The sequence below is a fragment of the Candidatus Methanomassiliicoccus intestinalis Issoire-Mx1 genome (assembly GCF_000404225.1).
Lineage (GTDB): Archaea > Thermoplasmatota > Thermoplasmata > Methanomassiliicoccales > Methanomassiliicoccaceae > Methanomassiliicoccus_A > Methanomassiliicoccus_A intestinalis.
Genome location: NC_021353.1, coordinates 1,150,455 through 1,171,644, shown reverse-complemented (window position 1 = coordinate 1,171,644; position 21,190 = coordinate 1,150,455). Strand labels below are relative to the sequence as shown.

General features: G+C 41.7%; 6 protein-coding genes. 5 read left to right on the top strand and 1 reads right to left on the bottom strand.

Translation table 11 applies throughout. The features are described from left to right. Window positions 1–97 precede the first annotated feature (97 nt). Window positions 98–17,602 (top strand): InlB B-repeat-containing protein, encoded by a 17,505-nt coding sequence (locus H729_RS05610; protein WP_020449035.1) that lies wholly within the window; start codon window positions 98–100, stop codon window positions 17,600–17,602. Between the two features lie 65 nt (window positions 17,603–17,667). Here the strand turns inward: H729_RS05610 and H729_RS05605 are convergent, their stop codons facing one another. Next, on the bottom strand, window positions 17,668–17,949 hold the full coding sequence (locus tag H729_RS05605) for a peptidylprolyl isomerase (protein ID WP_020449034.1): 282 nt from the start codon (window positions 17,947–17,949) through the stop codon (window positions 17,668–17,670). Window positions 17,950–18,055: 106 nt separating this feature from the next. Between H729_RS05605 and H729_RS05600 the strand changes: the two genes are divergently transcribed. From H729_RS05600 to H729_RS09990, 4 genes are all read left to right on the top strand, one after another. Next, window positions 18,056–19,018 (top strand): transglutaminase domain-containing protein, encoded by a 963-nt coding sequence (locus H729_RS05600; RefSeq protein WP_020449033.1) that lies wholly within the window; start codon window positions 18,056–18,058, stop codon window positions 19,016–19,018. Beyond that, window positions 19,002–19,481, top strand: coding sequence for a GNAT family N-acetyltransferase (locus tag H729_RS05595; RefSeq protein ID WP_020449032.1), 480 nt, complete (start codon window positions 19,002–19,004; stop codon window positions 19,479–19,481). Before H729_RS05600 ends, H729_RS05595 begins: the two co-directional genes overlap by 17 nt. Window positions 19,482–19,574: 93 nt before the next feature. Next, window positions 19,575–20,774 (top strand): MFS transporter, encoded by a 1,200-nt coding sequence (locus H729_RS05590; RefSeq protein ID WP_020449031.1) that lies wholly within the window; start codon window positions 19,575–19,577, stop codon window positions 20,772–20,774. A 229-nt stretch (window positions 20,775–21,003) separates the two neighbouring features. Then, window positions 21,004–21,147 carry a hypothetical protein gene (locus H729_RS09990; RefSeq protein WP_172618671.1) on the top strand — a complete coding sequence of 48 codons (144 nt, stop codon included), beginning with the start codon at window positions 21,004–21,006 and terminating at the stop codon, window positions 21,145–21,147. Window positions 21,148–21,190: the final 43 nt, after the last annotated feature.

The window sequence follows — 21,190 nt, the reverse complement described above, 5'->3', positions numbered from 1 at the left end:
TATTTCAATTGATTCTTATCAGATTGATTATATAAACAGCAATTATCCTATTGATTCTCAATCAGTATCAACAAATCTCAATTCAACAGTGGTGCAGATGTATTCTTCTGCTTGGAACTGGACTGCACCGACTGATAAGGTATTCAACGGGTGGTATGTCGTAACATCTGGAAACGACACTCCGAGGAAATATCTAAGCGATGAGAAGGGTCCGATCAGAGTCATGCCTGGAGACGGCATAACGATCACTTACAATCAGTCAGAATCCATTTCGTACATTTCGTACGCATATGATTCTGGTAACGGAGTTCTCGCAATCACAACTCCTGATAAATCAGGACTTGTACTGACTTTAGAAGCTCTGTGGGATACGCCTCATTATGCATATCTGTCTAGCTCTGGTGGGTATTCAGGATCGTTAGATAACCCTAATAGGCCCTATCATAATTTATCAACAGCCTGTGCTGCTTTTAATGGAGAAGGAACTGTTTTCACCAATATTGTAGTGTTGAAGACTAACTTCAATCCCACTAATTATTCTGGAGTGTATAATGTTACTATCGATGGGACATATAATGGATCTAAACATACACTAAGCATTCCCGCAGGCACAGGATTAAGTGGTGACATTTATTTCAAAAACATCACTTTATCTACACCTGCGATGGGATATAATGAATTTTCTAAGGGATTGTATGCTAACGGCCACAGGCTGATAATCGGTGAAAATGTCGATACAGATTATTCTGGAGGAATAACCACTGATAATTGGTATCAGAGGGTAAATGATGACCCTGGTACAACACATGTCGGGTTCATTCTCTTTGGGGGCAGCAATACTTCATCGATAACAAATGCAACACATGTTGTCGTGCAGTCAGGTACTTTTTCTTCAGTCTTCGGAGGAGGAAATTCTGGTTCTGTAAGTGATACTTATGTTTCAATAGGAAGCACTGGCAGCACTGGTCCGACCATCTTTGCTGTATATGGCAGCAGTTATGGTGCTAATGCTGCAAATACTAACATTCAGGTAAACAGCGGAACAATCATGGAACTGCTCGGCGGCGGAAGAAGCAGCAATTCTGATTCTAACTCTACTGAAGTTACAGGCGGTTATGTAAGTTATCTCAACGGAGCTCAGAGAAGTGGTGGGAATTCAGTAGGAAAAGGAGAGGGTAAAACAGTAGTTCAAGTATCTGTTGTAAATGGAAAGATAGACTATCTTTATGGTGGTGTAAAAGATGGAAACACAGATGCAAAACATCATCCTGTCGACGGCAACATCGAGATAAAAGTCACAGGCGGAAACATTTACAGTTTATGCGGAGGAGGATATGACTTCTGGGCGCTCCCTGCAGAACCTTCAGTATTCGGCAAGATTGCAATAACAATTACCGGCGGAAGTTTTGGTGATAAAAACACAATAACCAACGATCCTCTCGGATCTAAGACTTCTTATTATTATGCTAAAGAAGCAGGAATTTATGGCGGAGGATACAGAGGATCAGTGCAAAGTCCTGACAATAAAGACTCAACAGAAACAATCACGATAAAAATAGGAAGTAATGATCCAGTAAAGCCTGTTACAATAAACTGCAGTGTCTACGGCGGAGGCTCAGGCGGCAAAGACGACTCTTCGAACAATAGTGGAAGTGGATGGAGCGACTCTACTGGAAAATCTTACGTTACTGGAAGCACTAAAGTTGTCATCGGCAATGCAGCAGTATCAGGAAGCATCTACGGAGGAGGAAAAGGATTATCACGCTCATCTGATCACTATTTTGATACCACTAATAATAAAGATGGAGGTATAAGCACTGACTCTTCAGGTCACGAGGATGTAGCAAAAGTGACAGGAAGCACAACAGTGCAGATTCAAGATAGTGCAACGATAGAAGGAAACGTTTTCGGCGCAGGCAAAGGAGTCAGCAAATCAGTGTGGATCGGCGGATTGAACGGAGAAACTTTTGGAAGTTCTACAATTTATTCTCGTTTGTATAATCTAGCCGATAACGCAGATCTCGGCATTGATGTGGCAACATATCAGTGGCAGTACTGTACTGGGAGCAGCGCCGAATTTACTGACATAACTAATGCTACTTCTAGCAGTTTTGATATTAGCAGTGCTGGGTATAACTCAGGATACATCAGATTAAAGATGACAGTTGTTGGTACAGAGGAAGTAATTTACAGCAATGCAGTTGCAATCAGTTATGGTAATTCTTTTTCATCCAAGCTTGATCTAAACACCTGGGAATCATGGAACAGAGGATTTGTAGAGGTAGCGTCAGTCACAGGAACTGCAACAGTTAATGTTCTAGGTAATGCAGCAATTGTGAAGAACGTCTACGGCGGAGGCAGTTACAGCGTTGTAGGAAATATCAGCCAGCTTCCTGATACCAGCGCAGCTCCTCAGTATACTCTTAGCGGCGATGCTGGCGGCGGAAAGACTTCAGTAAACATTCAGAGCGGAACAGTCACAGGCAGCGTCTTCGGCGGAGGAATGGGAGAGTCTAAAGATATTACAGTAGGTGCAGTAGGGTCATCAACAAGCGTTAAAATCGGTGGCAGTTCAAACTCTCCGACAGTAAACGGCAGCATTTACGGCGGAGGAGAGAACGGGTTTGTCAGCGGATTCTTACTGACTTATGATAAAAATAATCTATCGATGGAGCAGATCGAGGACCGCGGAACTAAAACAAACACTTATTCTTTAAAGTTCAGCATAACATATGGCGCCAGAGCTGCTCTGGGAACATCATCAGTTGCAGTTTATAATTTAAATGAAAATAAGACTGAAAATAAAACTAACATTTACGGCGGAGGATATGGAGCAAATGCTTCAGTTACTGCAAGTACTGATGTAACAATCTCCGGCGGAACTGTATTCAGCGTCTATGGTGGAGGAGAGTTAGGCGCAGTAGGCAATCCTGTTCAAGGGACTAAATACAAAGTTCTTACTGGCGGAGAAACGAATGTAGAACTTATCGGAGCTTCTGCAGGTGATACCGCAACGAAAGTAACAGTACTCGGCAGCGTCTACGGCGGAGGACATGGACAAAGAGCAACTGCTCCCGACGATCTCATTCTCGGTTCAGTAGGAGATAAGACGTCAGTATCTACCAGCTCAAAAACACTCACAGGCATTCTCATCAAAGGCAGCGTCTTCGGCGGAGGAGAGCTGGGATTAGTAGGCAGATGTGAAATTCAAGGCGAAGCCGGGTCTGTTGATACAAGATCAATGAAATTCACCGGCGGAGAAACAACAGTAAAAATCGACGGCGGTACAATATACTATAATGTTTACGGCGGAGGAATGGGCAGTCCTGTAAACACTCTTGCAGGAGCAGTAGGAAAAACAAATGTAATCATTGCAGGAGAATCAAATCCTAATTATTCTAACAATATGATCGAAACTACAGTAACGCAGATCGGTGCAGCAGATCAGGCAGTTCCCTTAAACTCTGATGAATTGAATAAAACTAATCCTGAATATATTAATCTCTCTGATAACAGCAGCATTGTGCTTTCAGAAAATGAGAATGCAGAATACACTCCCCCGGCACTTGCTAATAATAAATTCGGCAGCAAAACTGACGAAAATAACCATCTTATCGCTCTTGCTCATCCGCAGCACGGGTCACTGAGTATTAAAACCGGTGAAGCAGGAAAAGAGACATTACTGAACCCGACAAGTACTGTTTCAAATGACGGCAGCACATACAAATATGATATTTATGAAGTAGCTAAAGACAGTAAAATAATCATAACTCATACCGACAGCAGAAACAGATACAGTCCTGAATGGTATCAGTACTTCAATACATCAAGCGCAGCTTCTAAAATTGAAAATACATCAAACAAAACAATCACACACATAGTCTCAAATGACAAATCGACAATTTATGCCAATGAAATCGATCAGTACAAGACGGTCTACGTAGAGCAGCCAACCGTGGGAGTAATAAGCGTTTCATTGAACGGTACGCCTCTTCCGGCAGAGGGCAGTGCCACCGGCAATTTGATCTACGCTGCTCCCGTAGGTAAAAAATTAACGCTCACATATTCATCTCCGACAGACGAAGGATATTATGTAACAAGTTGGACCGGAGTCACTTCATCTGATAAGAACACCGCGACTGTGACGGTATCGGCTGAAGAGCAGAACGTATCAGTCAAACTTTCCAACACGTATACAATCACTGTAAATAAACCGCTTTACGGAACCATCAAAGTCTATAATCTGACAACTCCAGTTCTGAAATCCGGAGTGAGCGAAACTGCTGATAAGACTCTGATTGAAAACTTAAGTCCTATTAATAATAATCCATCAAGCTCTCAGACATACACCGTAGCATACGGTACAAAATTGATGTTTGAATATTCTACCAACGATTCAACCCACTTCGTCAAGAAATGGATCTGCAATCCGCAGTTCAATACTTCTCAGGCAAAGGATGACTCTGACATCATGGTTATGGATGTGCTGGGAGACGCAGCAGTCTCTGTTTTCGAAGGACCGGGAGTCGGCAGCGTCTACGGCGGAGGAGCATACGGACTGGTAGGAAACGTTACTATCGGCGCGAATGGAGGAAAATATGTCATCACAGGCTCTGACAATCTTGCTGAAACAAATGTAGTTATCATCGGAGGAAAAGTCGGATCAGATGATTTACAATCACTCTCTACCGGCAATGTCTTCGGCGGAGGATATGGTCCTAATGCAGTTGTAGCAGGTTCAACTCACGTGTACATAGGTCATGCTCCTGCCTCGATAGATGTATCGGAAATGACGCACTCATCAGTGGGAGTTCACGGCAATGTCTACGGCGGAGGAGAGATGGGCTCAGTCGGAGCATTTGATTCAGATAATAATAGATTATTTAGTTACGAATTACAAACTCCAAACGTCTCATCAAACGTTTCGATAATTTCCACTGATACAAACAAAAAAGTAATCATCGGACACCCTGGACAAACCAGTACGGCTGATGATTATGCAGAGCGTATCGGCAATGTCTTCGGCGGAGGACAGGGAGGAGACATTCCTTCAGCGGTTATGGCCAACACCAACAGCTCTGATTCTGAGCCTCATGCTGCTCTTGACTCACTTATAGAATATGGTTATGCTACCATCTACGGACCGGCGAACGTGGTTATTTCCGGAAAAGAAAGCGGTCCATCAAGCACTTCAAAAAATACTGACTCTAACATCCGCATAGGCGGTGAAGTTTACGGCGGAGGAGAAGGTTTAATCAAAGGACAGAGCAGGCATGCTGACATCGGCGGCAGCAATATCGTAACTAAGAAAGAGGCAATTCTCTCCAGCACTTTATACGGGAGAGTTACAGGCGATCTTGTCGGCGACAGCGATGGTAAACTTTCTTCAGCAGCGACGCGCGTATTCATCAATGATGCAGTTGTTCTCAAATCAGTCTTCGGCGGCGGCAAGCTCGGCATTCTCGGCAGTTTTGATGAAGAATCAGCAATTTACTCAGGAAAAGACTCGATCGTATTCATTTCAGGATTTGTAAGGTCAAGCGTCTTCGGCGGAGGAGAAGGCCACTCGGAAAGTGCAGTTTCAGGAGCGGTAGGAAACACTCTGGTAATCATCGACGGCAATGCTGAGATAGGATTGAAAAATACAAAATACACTGTAGTAGGAGCAAACGGTCTGACTATTTCAAGCGGAAATGTCTACGGCGGAGGACGTCTGAGCGTTGTCGGCGAGATATTTAAAGTCAATAAAGATAGTCCGGAAGGATTTTCATCAACAGATAATGACAACAAATCAGAAACAAATGTAATCATTCTCGGAGGAAGCGTTTACAACAGCGTCTACGGCGGAGGCTTCTCGCCGAAAGCAACAATTGCCGGCAGCACTCATATTTACATCGGAGATGCTTTCAAAGATGTAGAAAATCATCAATCGATGTCAAATCCAAATCTGCGTAATCAGCTGAACAATTTCTTCTCAACTGCAAAGAATTTAGGAGCATCTTCTGCAGGAATTGAAGGCGGCAGCTCAATACTGCTGGGAAATGTCTACGGCGGAGGAGAGATGGGAGCCGTCGGTTCAACGACATTGATTAAATTAAATGATGATGGTACTACAAATCCCGACAATCAGCTTAATCCTGAAAAAATGAAAGATGCAGGCAGAACGGACGGATGGGTTTCTGCCAATGTTGATATAAAGTCGTCATCAGCAAAAGTAACAGTAGGAATTGATAATGGTTACATCAACACAGATGGAAATGTCTTCGGCGGCGGAAAAGGTGTTTTAAATTCGAAGATTAACAACCTTCTTGGTTATGCTGTAATCAGGGGAAACACTTCAGTTAATATCACCGGAAATGCCACTGGAAATATTGTCAATATATTGGGAAACGTCTTCGGCGGCGGAGAGGGAGTTGTCTCTGATACGCACGCGATCAATTACGCTGAGGTTTATGATTCTACAGAAATATCGATAGATAAGGCAGCAATCAACGGCAGCGTTTACGGAGGAGGCAGTTACGGAATCATAGGGCACTTTGTCGATTCGCTTCCTAAAAATGGATCAGAGATAACAGTCACGCAGTATGATGGCGACGGCAAAATGATAGTAATCGCCGGAATTGTTTCAAGGAATTCTGACGGAAAAACAATCAATATTGTATATAAGTCAGATAACAATAAAATTCTCTTAGGAAACCTGACTGTAACAAAGAGAGACTTCTGCGGAGACGACCTTATTACTATCACTAATGGTAAGACCACCTCCTACAAAGAAGGACCTAATGCTTACAAGGGAAAAGGAACGACAAAAATAGACATTCTCGATTCTAAAATAAGTGGCAGCGTCTTCGGCGGCGGAAAAGGTTCGCAGATCAATGCTCTCGCCGGAGCAGTCGGCAGAGGTACGGAAGTTACTCTCAGAGTAACTGCTACAGGAGAAGGCGGATCAATCACTTCAATTGATAATGGCAGAACAGTAATCGGTACGAATGTCTACGGCGGAGGAGAATACGGTATTGTCGGCTCGATAATAACGCAGATTGTCGACAGCGATAGGTTTTCTCCCGTGAAAGTACTGAATGTTTCTCACGCAAATGTCGTTCGTATGAATTTAGGAGAATATACTTTCGACCAGGTAAACGATATTGAACTGGTAGTCAACATTCAGGGCGGAACAGTCAACGGCAGCGTTTACGGTTCAGGAAAAGGAGAAGAAATCAGACTTGAAAATATTGATTACGAAACACTCTCGACTGCATATTACAAGCTTTCATCATTCGGCAGAACAGAAGTAAACATTTCAAATGGAATAATATCTTCAAGCGTATACGGCGGCAGCGAGAACGGAGAAACAGGCAGCTTAACAGTTTTGAAAGATGCGGTAACATTCACAAATGCATACTGGGAGTCATTGGGAAAACCGTTCTCACCGCCAAGCGATATTCCCTCAGATATCAGGGATAATGGATTTACTCAGAAAGATAAAGATGGCAACCCCGTCAAAGATGAAAACGGCAAAGATGTAATCATAAAAGCAAATCTGTCTACATTCAGTGCTACCTTCGTCAACATCATCGGCGGCACAATCGGCGGCAACCTCTTCGGCGGAGGATATTATGGAGCCATCTACGGTACCAGCCATGTGCACATGGGCTGGAATGCGATGATGCCTGATGGTGACACCAGAGGAGACTGCCATTATTACAATAATTATGGTGATGGTAACTTCGGAGGAGATTCCAATGACGAATATGCAATTCTTCCTTTTGATAAAAATAACCAGAAAGCTCTCGTCAGTAATTTATTCATCAATGGTTCTGTTTACGCCGGAGGCGACAGAGGCAGTCCCGACGGCAAAGTAAGTTATGACTTCGTCACAATTTACGGAAATTCGCACATTCTGCTCAACGGTACAGGCTATGCAGCAGGAACCAATGTCTATGATCCGCTGACGCAGATGGCGGCAATGTACGTCAAAGGCAGTTTATTCGGCAGTGGCAACAGCTGCAGCGCTTTCTATGATACTCCTGCATACTCTCACTTCATTACCATCAAGAATTATCAGGCGGTAGAGGAAGGAACAAACTTCCCCTTATATTCGATTCAGAGAGCTTCGACCGTGACTCTGATCCACACCAAGCTCAGATTAGCAGGAAGAGCTGACGGAGCCAATGCCAATCCTACTGCATTATATTCATTAAATTACATTTACTCGTTAGTATTGCAGAGCAGCAGCGAAGGCAGCAGCCAGATAATATTGGATGCACCTACAAAAGACTTAAGAAAAATCACTTCGCAGGAATATGACGGCAGCATTAATGGATATAAAAATACAACAGCAGATAAGCCTTACAACATCATCCAGCTCAACGGCGGTATCGTTCTCGAAGTCAAAGAGGACTCAGGAAATCCCCGTGAAGATTACGGCCCTGTGCAGGGATATTTCTATCTCGATGTAAACCAGCTGAGTTACTACAGCGCTTATGTTTATGGTCAGAGACAAGTAAGCGGTGTTGAAGGCAGTGCAACAGGAGGATTTGTTTACGGAAACAGCTTCTACGGCGTAAGCTTCGGCGAGGTCGGTCATACAGATTCAATTGTTTCCGGCGGTAGTGATTACAATAATCTTAAGGTAGGTTACAGGGCCTGGATGCCGGTAGGAGGAGGCGGACATCTCACAGCGTCGACTACTGTGGTGGCAACAAACGGAAATTCGGCAAGTGATCCTTCCGATTCGACTAAAACTGTTTACCTCAACGAAGGCAGCGTTACCTTGCCTATGGCTGAAGCGGGATCAAAATACAGGCTGGTAGGTTACAACATTTACCCTACGCAGATTGCGTCATTGACTGATCCAGATAGAAGTTTAAAGCTGGTAACCGGTGAAAAATCGACTGCAGAAAAACCTAATGGTTTTACAGGTTCTGACAAAAACTCAACCTTTAAGCTGAAGATCTCTCCCGGAGAGGGTTTTGATAAGACTGATGAAGAGCAGATGTATCTCTGGTTCACTGATTCTAATGACTCAGCAATCGGATCCGAAGACACTTGGAAAACAACAGGAGCAGTTCTGCCTCAGTTTGATTTAGAATTATACTCGCAGGGAGTGACGAGAACTGCAGTAGCAGGAAATGTCGTGCTTACAGTTCAGGAAATGAAGCCTATTGTTGATGCAGATGGTAAAGAGACATATGCTCCCGGCAATGAAATCAATATTGTCATCGTAGTCGAGACGCAGTCGGGGACCTTGGGAGACAAAGTTACTGATGATACAAGTGATCGTTATGGAGATGGTAACAATTATCAAGACTCAACAACTCTTTATGTGAACTCATTAGGAAAGTACTCGCTGCAGTACATCATTCCATCGATTGACAACAATCAGTACACGCTTACTCTTAAAACTGTCAAGTTGACGCAGTCAGAAGGCAGAAGTGACTTCACACTGGTAGGTAATCCAAAGGATATTACGAATAAAAATCAATACGCCATTTCCATAAAAGCCAATGATGTCAAAAACAGAGAAGGCTGGCATTCTAACAGTATGTCAGAAGAGAAATTCCTGACAGAAGCTGATCTTAGCAGCACAACAATCGGTACGACGGACGGCAGATATCAGGCAGGAATTCTCATCACTTTATACAGTAAGACGCCTGATCAAAACACATCAATCACTGATCAGGACTATCCTGCAGGAACAATAACCTTTGAAATAGAATATTCTAACGATTCATCATCAGGATCGATATATATTGACAACAAGATCAGCACGCAGCGTGAAATTTATACAGTATCGTTTGTGCCGGGACAAGGAGCAGCATCAATTCCTTCAAAGAGAGTCAGCAGCGGAGATACTCTTAATACAGACAATTCTGACTTTGTAAGCAATCTCAGTAACAATCCTCCGCTGAAAGAAGGAGAGACATTTGCTAAATGGGTGGTATTAGAAGGATACACTCCTGATGCGAATGGAAATCTTGTACCAAAGCTCGGCTCTGATTTTAATTTAAAAGATAGCAAAATAACTGGCAACACAACTCTCTATGCAGTCTACAAACACTCAGTGGTCTTCCATTTTGGTTATAATAACTCTGACGGTAACGAAAATATAACAACTTTAGATGTTGATGATAATACTGATAAATTAGACGAATCGCAGTATAAGGGTCTGAATACTAACAACAGACCTGGTTACGAATTTGTAGGTTGGTATACAGACAAAACTTTCACCACCCCATTCAAAAATGAAAATATAACAGAGTCTATCGATGTTTATGCTAAATGGGATGCAGTCAAATATACGATTAAACTCGATAAAAACAATAATGATGCAAGCGGAAGCGTAACTGATATGCAAAATCTTACGCTTGATAACCCGGTAATAAATCTGCCCACCAGCGGTTATGAATTAACTGGAAAATCTCTCGGAGGGTGGTCTTTAGAAAAAGATGCAGCATCAGGAGGAGTATTCAGCATAAATCTCAATGATTATATCGACAAGGCTGTTGATAATGTCATAACTCTTTATGCAGTTTGGGTTGATGATCCTGTAATCGCTGTGTCTCTCGACAAGACAGATACATCGGCGGAGTTCTGGTATTCTACAAGCAATGATGGTACTACTGATTCATGGACAGAGTATCAGAAATTTACGGGATCATTCACTGCTGTTTTAGACACATACGTAAAAATCAAGTGTAAATTAACCGATGACGGCAAGTATAATATTTCAAATGCAACATATAATTCTAATGATACACCGATCAACGGTACTGATACAGATGGAACAGTCGTCTTTAATCTTGGCCAGATAACCAGCAATCAAAACAACCTTGTGATACATCTCAAAGGTCTGATTCATACTGTAAAGTTAGATGCAGGCACAGGTGGAAAAATTTTAGTGAAACAATCAGATGGGACAAGCGTTGAAGTAGATATCACATCAATATCAGTAATTTACGGTAAAACATTTGCAGAAGTAACTTACACTGAGAATGGAACAACAACTACTGACACAGTTGCATTAAGCGATATAGCAGCAGCACGTGACGGATATAAGTTCAAACACTGGTATCTGGGAAGCGATCCTAATCTCAAGACTAAAATCAATGATGCTGATAAAGTCAATATAGCAGATGATAATCAGACGTTAATCGCATCCTATGAGGCAGTAAGTTATGGTGTAATGGTAACAACAGGATCGAATGTCAGCATTTTGATAAACACTCAGACTATCGCTGCAAACACTACTGATAGGGATCTGGGAAAAATAGCTTCTCAGGACGCACAACTTCAATTCTATGTTTATCTGCCTGAGGGATACACGCAGACTACTGTAAGTAATATTCTGACAATTGAGATGAAAAATGCAGGTACATTTGTGCCTTTAACCAGCGATCAATATTCAGTATCTAAATCACCCGATGGTACATATGCTACAGTAGAAATAAATGCGAATGTAATCAAAAATGATATAAAAATAACTCTTAATAATGCAACTCTTAACACTTATTCAATTTCAGGTATTGTGTCAGACAACTTAGATAAAAACCTCTCAAACATAACTGTAAATTACACAATTGCTGGTGTGCCAAAGAGTGTAACTACCGATGACAATGGAAAATATACCATATCTGGTGTGCCTCACGGAGCAACAGGATCAATATCAATTAATCAATGGGGATATGATCCACGTTCACAGGATGTTACAGTCACTAGTGATCAAACTGTGAATATGGCTCTGACTAAGAATTTAACAGTAACATATAACTTAAACGGTGGAACTGGAACAGCTCCGACCGACGGCAGTAAATACGCTCCGGGAGACTCGATTACTCTTAATACTGATGCTCAAAGCAGAACAGGTTATACTTTCGGAGGCTGGGCTACATCGAATGGAACGGCCATCAAAAATTCATATGCAATCACTTCAGGTGACTCAGGAAAGGATCCTAATTTCAAAGACAACGAGATCACATTCTATGCTGTCTGGACTGCAAATAAGTACATCGTCTCATATGATGCAAACAACGGATCTGGAAATATTGAAGACGGTTCTGCAACTTATGATCAAAACTTCACACTGAGTGACGGAACAGGATTCAGCAAAGAGGGATATAAACTTGTAAAGTGGAATACTGCTGCAGACGGCAGTGGCACAGATTATGATCTTGGCGCTATATTCAAGTGGTCTCTTACAAGTAATCTAACTCTCTATGCTGTCTGGGAAGAGATCACCTATCTAATTAATGTTTATGATTATTTGAATAATAAAGATGCTAATGTAACAACGGTTGATTATAATGCGTACTTGATAAAAAATGAGAATCTATTAAACCCGGCAAATCCTCCTCTTGATAAAAGCAAATACATTAAGCTTAACTTTAATAGCGGAAGATATTACACCGCAAATGTTCCTGCAGGAACCTATCACATCTTTTTCTTATTTGGTATGGAGGATGTTGATGCAGATAATTTCTCCAATGGAGTTTTATCATATACAAACACTCCCTTTACTGTTACTGCCAACAGCATCACAGACTCTGACGGTGGAACCAATCATACAGAGATGACTACTGTGAGAACAGTAAATGTGATGCTGTATTCAGTAGAATTTAGTATGTCTGGAGTAACAACAGATGGGAACAGTTCATTTGATTTATCTGATCAAACTCACCCTAATGGATTATTGCCGTCCTATACTTCAAGCGGCTTACCTGGATTGCTGGTAGTCAGCGGAGCTCTGCCTTATCAGTACAATATGAAATTATACGCACCAAACACACTTCCTACTTCAGATGATTATTACTTCGACGGCTGGTATGTGGAAACCTCTGAAGGTTCAGGGGAATATAAAGAATGGAATATAGCCGATTCGATAACTGAAAAAACAACAGTCTATGCGAAGTGGGTCAGCAAGACTCTTACTGTCAAATTCAATGATGACAAAAACAGTGATGTTTATTCAGGATTTAATTTAAGTAATTCTAAAAACAATATAACATTTTATAGAGGCGTTATAAAACCTGGTACTACGGCACCCGTTGAAGAACGAATAACCACTGATGAATTTAACACATTTAATTGGTATGATTCAAATGATGGCACTGTATCGGTAAGTGAGATAAAGAATGCAGGCACATACTATCTGAAAGGAGATGTAAACCACAATCAGTTTGTTACTACTTATAAAGAAAATGAGATAAAAGATCCATTCAATTCAAATGGTTATACTGTCACACTACCAAACTATCCGGAAATCAATGCAGTCGGTGATACAGAATCAATTTCAGGATCAGCAGAATTCACAATAACTCCGTACACCGGCACGATTACAATAATACCTGCTGGTGATGGTAGTAATCTTGAATATATTTACAACGGAGACGCGCCAGATCTCAAATATACAGCATTTATTGACGACGATGATGATGGAACATTTGATGAAAGAACTGATTACAAGTTAACAGATGATGATCTCAATAACTTTATAAAATCATACGCTAGTGGAGATACTAGTCTAAAGTCTGCACCTGTTAATGTAGGCAGTTATAAGTTAACACTGACTGCTAACAGCGCAGCTTCTAATTTCTACAGCAGTGATACTTCAAAAGGTGCTTCTGGCAGTATTGAATATACAATCAATAAATTAGCAATAACAATAACTCCAGTGGATGATCAGTGGAAATATTACGGTGATAATCTCAATCATATCTACACAGGTATAAATCCACCGACTGTTGCAAGCTCTTCCAAAGATTATGTAGATTATAAAGTCACTTTCATAGATGCTAATGGAAATTCAGTAATGGTAGATTATGGTGTTTTAGGTGCTGCCTATGGCTCATATGTAAATTATTCTAGGATCTCTGGAAACTTAAAAATTATACACACCGAGGATAAATCTCAGACACTAACTAAATTTGATCCAGTAAACGGTAGCTACTCATATAGTATAGATTATATGGATGCAGATAGTAACTCTAACTATACAATAAACTTGGATAATTCCAAAAATCACACATTTGAAGTTAAACCACTGCCGATAACAATCAAACCCGATGATGGTCAGTGGAAGTTCTATGGCGATCTAGATGATCAGATTTATACTGGTGACTATACATTAGATAGCTCACCTGACTCGATAAAATACACAATAACTGCAACGATAAATGGAACATCTACAGAAGACCTGACTCCTGAACAATGGTCCAAAAACTATTCTGATTATAGTACAATAAATGTCACTGTTTCTTACGACGGTGCTACTCGATTTATCGATGCTGGATCATACGACACTAACTGCACTGGAACTAATCCAAACTATGATGTTAAAATATATGCAGATCCAACAACAAACGAGAAGATCAAATTCACAGTGAAACCGCTGCCTATCTTCATAGTTCCTCTTGCAGATCAGTGGAAATATTATGGTTATGACCTTACAGACCCATCTAAGATTGATACAACTGACAACAGTATTTCATGCATATTCATCGGAGAGAACGGTACCGACTCACTAATCAAATCAAACAAACTTAGATTCGATACATACGATTTTAGATCTATAAATATACAGAATACAAATAAACTTGAATTTGCACCTGGCACTTACAAAACATTAGATGGTATTCTTTATTCAAAAATGTTAGAAAAAGCTTCAAATGTAAGAGGTGATGAAAACGTTCAAGTTCAATATGGGTTTGATATAAGTCATCTTACTAAACTGAATGGAACTGGAGCTAATATAAACACAAATTATGATATCTGGGACATAAACAGATATAATGAGGAGAGCACTCATCCAGTTCCATATAGTAATGAACAGTCTTCATCTGATAAAATAATCTTAGGTGCTGGAAATAATGATCTATCAGTTGAATACTTTGGCACTATTTCACCTACACCAGCAACCCTCACTTGGTCTGGTATATCTCAAACATATGATGGAACTGATCAAAGCGGGAAGGTAATTGCGAGCTATTCTGACGTAGATGGAAAGACACAAAATATTCCATCTGAGTTATTATCCTTCGTAGGCTCTGATAATGTCACACAGTTCTTAGTTGCAGGATCTTATACGGTAACTGCAGATGTTTCGTCTCTAACTAATTATGATTTCGGAACCGATACTACTTCAGCAGCAACAATGAGTCAAAAACCTCTGACAATCACTCTGAATGGTCTAACTGCAGAATACAACGGCACAAATTCATTTACATTCACTATTCCGAATGATAATATCTCCGTTAGTGATTTAGCTAGCGGTGATACTATCACTAAAATAAAAATAGAAACTATGAAAAATGGAACAGCATCAGCAGATGCAGGCACGTATACTACGAACGATCTAAAAGTCACTTTGACTGTAGTAAATAATTTGTTGAATGATAGGTTGAACTGCTATGATGTGAGTTTGAGTAATAGTTTCACAATTACTCAGTATGCTGGAGATCTCACAGTAACTCTTGACTCAGCAACGGAAGAATACAATGGAAAACCATACGCTCCTAGCATTCAGGGAGTTGAAGACTCAAATGGAAACACCTTATCTGCTGATGATTACAGCCTTTCCTGGAATCCTTCTGGAGACAAAACCTCAGCCGGTACTTACACACTCACTGTAACTGGAAAAGGTACAAACTATGCTAGTTCCGCTACAGGAACTGCAACATTCACAATTACTCAGTATGCTGGAGATCTCACAGTAACTCTTGACTCAGCAACGGAAGAATACAATGGAAAACCATACGCTCCTAGCATTCAGGGAGTTGAAGACTCAAATGGAAACACCTTATCTGCTGATGATTACAGCCTTTCCTGGAATCCTTCTGGAGACAAAACCTCAGCCGGTACTTACACACTCACTGTAACTGGAAAAGGTACAAACTATGCTAGTTCCGCTACAGGAACTGCAACATTCACAATTACTCAGTATGCTGGAGATCTCACAGTAACTCTTGACTCAGCAACGGAAGAATACAATGGAAAACCATACGCTCCTAGCATTCAGGGAGTTGAAGACTCAAATGGAAACACTTTATCTGCTGATGATTACAGCCTTTCCTGGAATCTTTCTGGAGACAAAACCTCAGCCGGTACTTACACACTCACTGTAACTGGAAAAGGTACAAACTATGCTAGTTCCGCTACAGGAACTGCAACATTCACAATTACTCAGTATGCTGGAGATCTCACAGTAACTCTTGACTCAGCAACGGAAGAATACAATGGAAAACCATACGCTCCTAGCATTCAGGGAGTTGAAGACTCAAATGGAAACACCTTATCTGCTGATGATTACAGCCTTTCCTGGAATCCTTCTGGAGACAAAACCTCAGCCGGTACTTACACACTCACTGTAACTGGAAAAGGTACAAACTATGCTAGTTCCGCTACAGGAACTGCAACATTCACAATTACGGACAAAGAAGTGTTTACCATTACTTTCGACAGCAACGGCGGCAGTTCTGTAGAGCCAGTTGACGTAGTAAAAGACAGCAAAATTGAAAAACCAGAAAACCCAACAAAATCAGGTTACACATTCAAAGGCTGGTACAAAGACGCAGCATTAGAAACAGAATGGGACTTCGATAAAGACGTAGTCACAGCAGACATAACCTTATACGCCAAGTGGGAAACAAAGGACCCTGACAGACCTACTTACTTCAAAGTAGAATACAATGCAAACGGAGGAGAAGGGGAAGTTCCGAAGTCGGAACTTCACTTCTCAGGCGAATTTGTAACTGTCAAATCGTCAGAGCTGTCAAAGAATGGATACATCTTCAAGGGATGGTGCGACTCATTCACTCAGCAGACATACTTGCCTGATGAAGAATTCAGAATGCCTAACAGAAATGTCTGTCTGACAGCAGTATGGGAAGAAAGCAGTCCTCCTACTCCTGGAAAAGAAGTCACAGTCACATTCGTAGTAGACAACGCTTTCTACGGAGAATCAAAGACTCATATCAACACAGCATTAGGAGAATCAATGCAGCCTGATCCTGTCAAAGAGGGATATGACTTCGCAGGATGGTATACAGAAGACGATCAGGTCTTCACAGCAGATTCAATAGTAAGCAGTAACATGACAGTCTATGCAGACTTCAAATTAAACAAGGACTACGTCATAGTTACTTTCGTTATAGATAACGAAATTTACTTGGAGAAAGTCTGCAGGAAAGACAACATTCAGGAACCTAATATCCCTTACAGATTAGGAAAGGAACTGAATGCATGGTATTCAGACAAAGAGTTACAGAACAAATTCAGTTTTGATTCAGTAGTATCAGAGGATCACATAACACTCTATGCTGAATGGAAACAAGACGAGAATGTAATGATCTGGTTTATTTTCATACTCTTCGCAGCATTCATGGCAGCAGTGATAGCATCAGCAAAGAGAGTGTCATTCTTCATCAATGAGAATGACGAAGAGAAGTATGCATCAGTAATCATGTTCGGAAAGGGAACTCTGGGAGACAGACTTCCTCAGATTCCTAATTCTGATTTCTCAGGCTGGTACTCAGAATCAGGAGAACTGATAACAGAAGAATCAGAGATCACTCAGAGCATGAAAGTCTATGCTCACTGGAATGAGTGATCTCAAACCTCTTTTTTAGAATAAAATAAACGACTCTTAGCATTAAGCTAAGAGTTTTATCAATTTCATTTAAGGTCTTTTACTTGAATGATGTGCCAGCCGAATTCAGTTTTCACTGGTCCTACAACAGCACCTTTAGAGGCATTGAAGGCAGCAGTTTCAAACTCAGGAACCATCTGACCTTTTCCAAACCAGCCGAGATCTCCGCCTTTGGATTTGGAAGGACACTTGGAGAAGCGTTTAGCCAGATCAGCAAAGTTCTCTCCTTTTTCAATGCGGGCCATAATGTTTTTGGCATCTTTTTCTGAGCCTACGAGAATATGCGCAGCGTTAACCTGTTTTACCATGCAGATGACAATGCATCACCACGGTTTATAAATTACCCTTTACAGGGTAAAACAAAAACATATGTGCAACATCTGAATTACTCTCCCAGTCTGAGAGAAAAAACCTATGCCGACTTTTGAAGGTTACCGTAAAACATTGTCGCCGCTGCAGGTGCAGATATATGATGCTCTAAAAGATGGTATGAGCAGGCACCGTAAGGAGATTGAAGTGCAGCAGTGCACAGACGAAGCCTTGAACGGTATCTTTGAGTCAGTGCTGTTAGACCACCCTGAAATCTATTACGTTAAGGGATACCGGCTCTGGAAACGGCAGGACTCGTCACCAATGGCAGTTGCTCCTGTTTACACATCTGCACCGAAAGAGGTAAAATCAGTATTAGAAAGCTGCAGCAAGGCGGCAGAAATTCTCATCAGCAGAGCAGAGGGTTTAGACGAATATGCGCAGGAGCTCTTCATCCATGACCTGCTGCTGCGGGTAACTTACGGTGACGGACGCAAAGCTGAAGCGCATTCATTAGTGGGACCGCTGCTTCACGGCATTGGCGTCTGCGAGGGAATCTCCAAAGCTGCCAAGTTTCTCTTTGACCTTCTCGGCAGAAAATCATTTGTTGTCATAGGGGTAGCTAAAACTCCTAAAGGGCATAAAGACGAACCGCATGCCTGGAACTGCATTCAGACCAACGGCTGCTGGTATCATTTAGACATTACCTTTGATAACTCGCTCAGCGGAAGAAGTGTAAAGCGTTATGATTACTGCAATCTTTCAGATTATGAAATCGAAGCGGATCATAAGGCCACCAAGAGACTGCCGGTTAAGTGCGTCACTCAGCAGAATTACTATCAGCAGACTGGAGCGCAGATAGAAAACAAACGGCAGCTTGTTGATTTCATTACCAAGGAGAGAAGCAGCGGTGTCAGAGATATCATTGTTAAATTTCCTTTCTCTGAAGAAGAGGCATATTTAATGATCAGGGAAGCTCTGGCAGAGTTAAATTATAAAGGTACGGCAGCGGTCAGCTGCAACAAGCAGCAGATGGTCTTCCATCTTCACTGTGGAGAAAACAATTAAACATTCAGGAAACAATATCATGACAGTGTATCTGAGAAATTTTCGGGATTCAGACGCTCCGGCAGTTTATGATCTAGTCTGTTCTACCCTTGAGGAAGACTATGACCCGACAATCTTCACAATCCTGCCGAAACTGTGGCCGCAGGGCTGCATAGTGGCGGAAAGTGTCTCAGGCATCGCCGGCTTTCTTTTAGGTTCAGTAGTGTCTCCGGGACAGGTACAGATTCTCATGCTTTCAGTCGATCCCGACATGAGGCACCGCGGCATCGGTGCAGAGATGATGATTAAGTTCCTCTCCGCCTGCAATGCCCTCAACTGCCTCGAGGTGCAGCTGGAAGTAAGAAAATCAAATATCAATGCCATAAGGTTCTATCAGCGCTTCGGTTTCAAGCTCAAGGAGCTCAGGGAAAATTATTACAAGGATGGTGAAGACGCTTTTATCATGACTCTTGAAGAGTCATAATGTCTGATTTTACGACTTTGATGTATATTTTATACACTATTGTTGTTGGATGCCGGTCGCAATCATCATATAATACCTCACATTGAGCATTTTATGAAAGGGAAAGAGTTCAAGCCCACAAAACTTTCAATGATTGCGATTTTGTTGGCATCAATGCTCATGCTCATGGGAGGAGCCGCGGTTGCCCCGGCACTACCGGCTATAAGCTTAGCATTTCCCGACGCCTCTGAATCTCTTATTAATCTGATAATCACACTTCCTTCATTGGCTATCGCCATCACAGGTCTTCTCATAGGTGCACTTTCAGATAAAATAGGCAAAGTGAAAGTCCTTTTAGCTTCATTACTTGTTTTCGGAGTTGCTGGTGTTTCCGGTTACTTCCTGAATGACGTTTACACAATTCTCATCGGTCGTTTCTTCGTTGGAATCGGTATCGCCGGTATCACCAGCTGCTGTACGGCTCTAATTGCTGAATATTACACAGGCATGGTCAGGGTCAAAGTCCTCAGTTATCAGTCTGCTGCAATGGGTATCGGCATTCTTGTGCTGGAGACCTCAGGGGGAGCCCTGGCAGACTTCAGCTGGAGAGATCCTTTCTTAATCTATGCAATCGGCTTCTTCATTTTCGCTCTTGCTCTGGTTTCACTCAGGGAGCCTACAAGGCCTGAGGTAACAGACGGCATAGATATTCAGCCGGAAGAGAAGTTCAACCTGAAGCTTATTATCGTCTGTTATCTGACGATCTTCTTAGCAATGATCATGTGCTTTATTCTTCCAAGCAAGCTTCCTTATTATCTCTCGGAAATGAACGCTCCATCGATCATGTCAGGTGTGTTCCTGGGAGTGCAGGGAGTATGCAATGCTGTGACAAGTCTCAGCTTCAGAAGGATTTCAGCAGCTATCGAAAGATTCAAACTGCTGGCCATTGCATTTATTTTCCTGGGAATATCCCTCTGTCTGCTGTATCTGCCTCATTCCTACGCATACATTGCAGTCTCAATGGTGTTTGCAGGAATAGGCATGGGTATAATCTCGCCTACAGTATCTACGACACTGGCATCTCAGTCTGTGGCAAAAACATCAGGCAAGATTATGGGCGGTTATTCGACAGCGCTTAATCTGGGACAGTTCTCTGCTACCTTAGTGATAATTCCTATCATGGCAGTTATGGGAACATACAGCGGTCTGTTCCTGGTGATCGGTGTCATTGCTCTCATAATCGGAATAATCTATGGAGTAACATCACTGTTTCTCGAAAGATCAAACTCAAAGAAAAAGCAGGTAAGCGCCTGAGCGCTTTCTCTGCAAACACTTTTTTTTTAATTTTTATTTTTGTATGGAGATTATCGATTGTTTAATCATTTTCTGCCGTTAGAATCTTGTCCTTATTAGCTTATATATCTACGAACATGCCGCAACGTAATACTGATTGAGAAAGGACTTGAAGATATCCGCCTGGTCTGAAATTGATCCCGGCATACACACGTTTCTGGTCTTTTCTTTAACAATATTTGGTGAGCAAATGAACAATAAAAGCAAGTTGATATTAGCAGCAGCTATGCTGGTTGCTGCAATGATGCTTCTGGTCCCTCTTACCCAGACAGACCTGGGGGGGGGGGGTATCGGAAAACAACGCTTCAGACTCAGTTGTTTTGAGCGAGAATAATGAAGTAACTGTTTCTAATTTGACTGACTTGAAAAATGCCCTG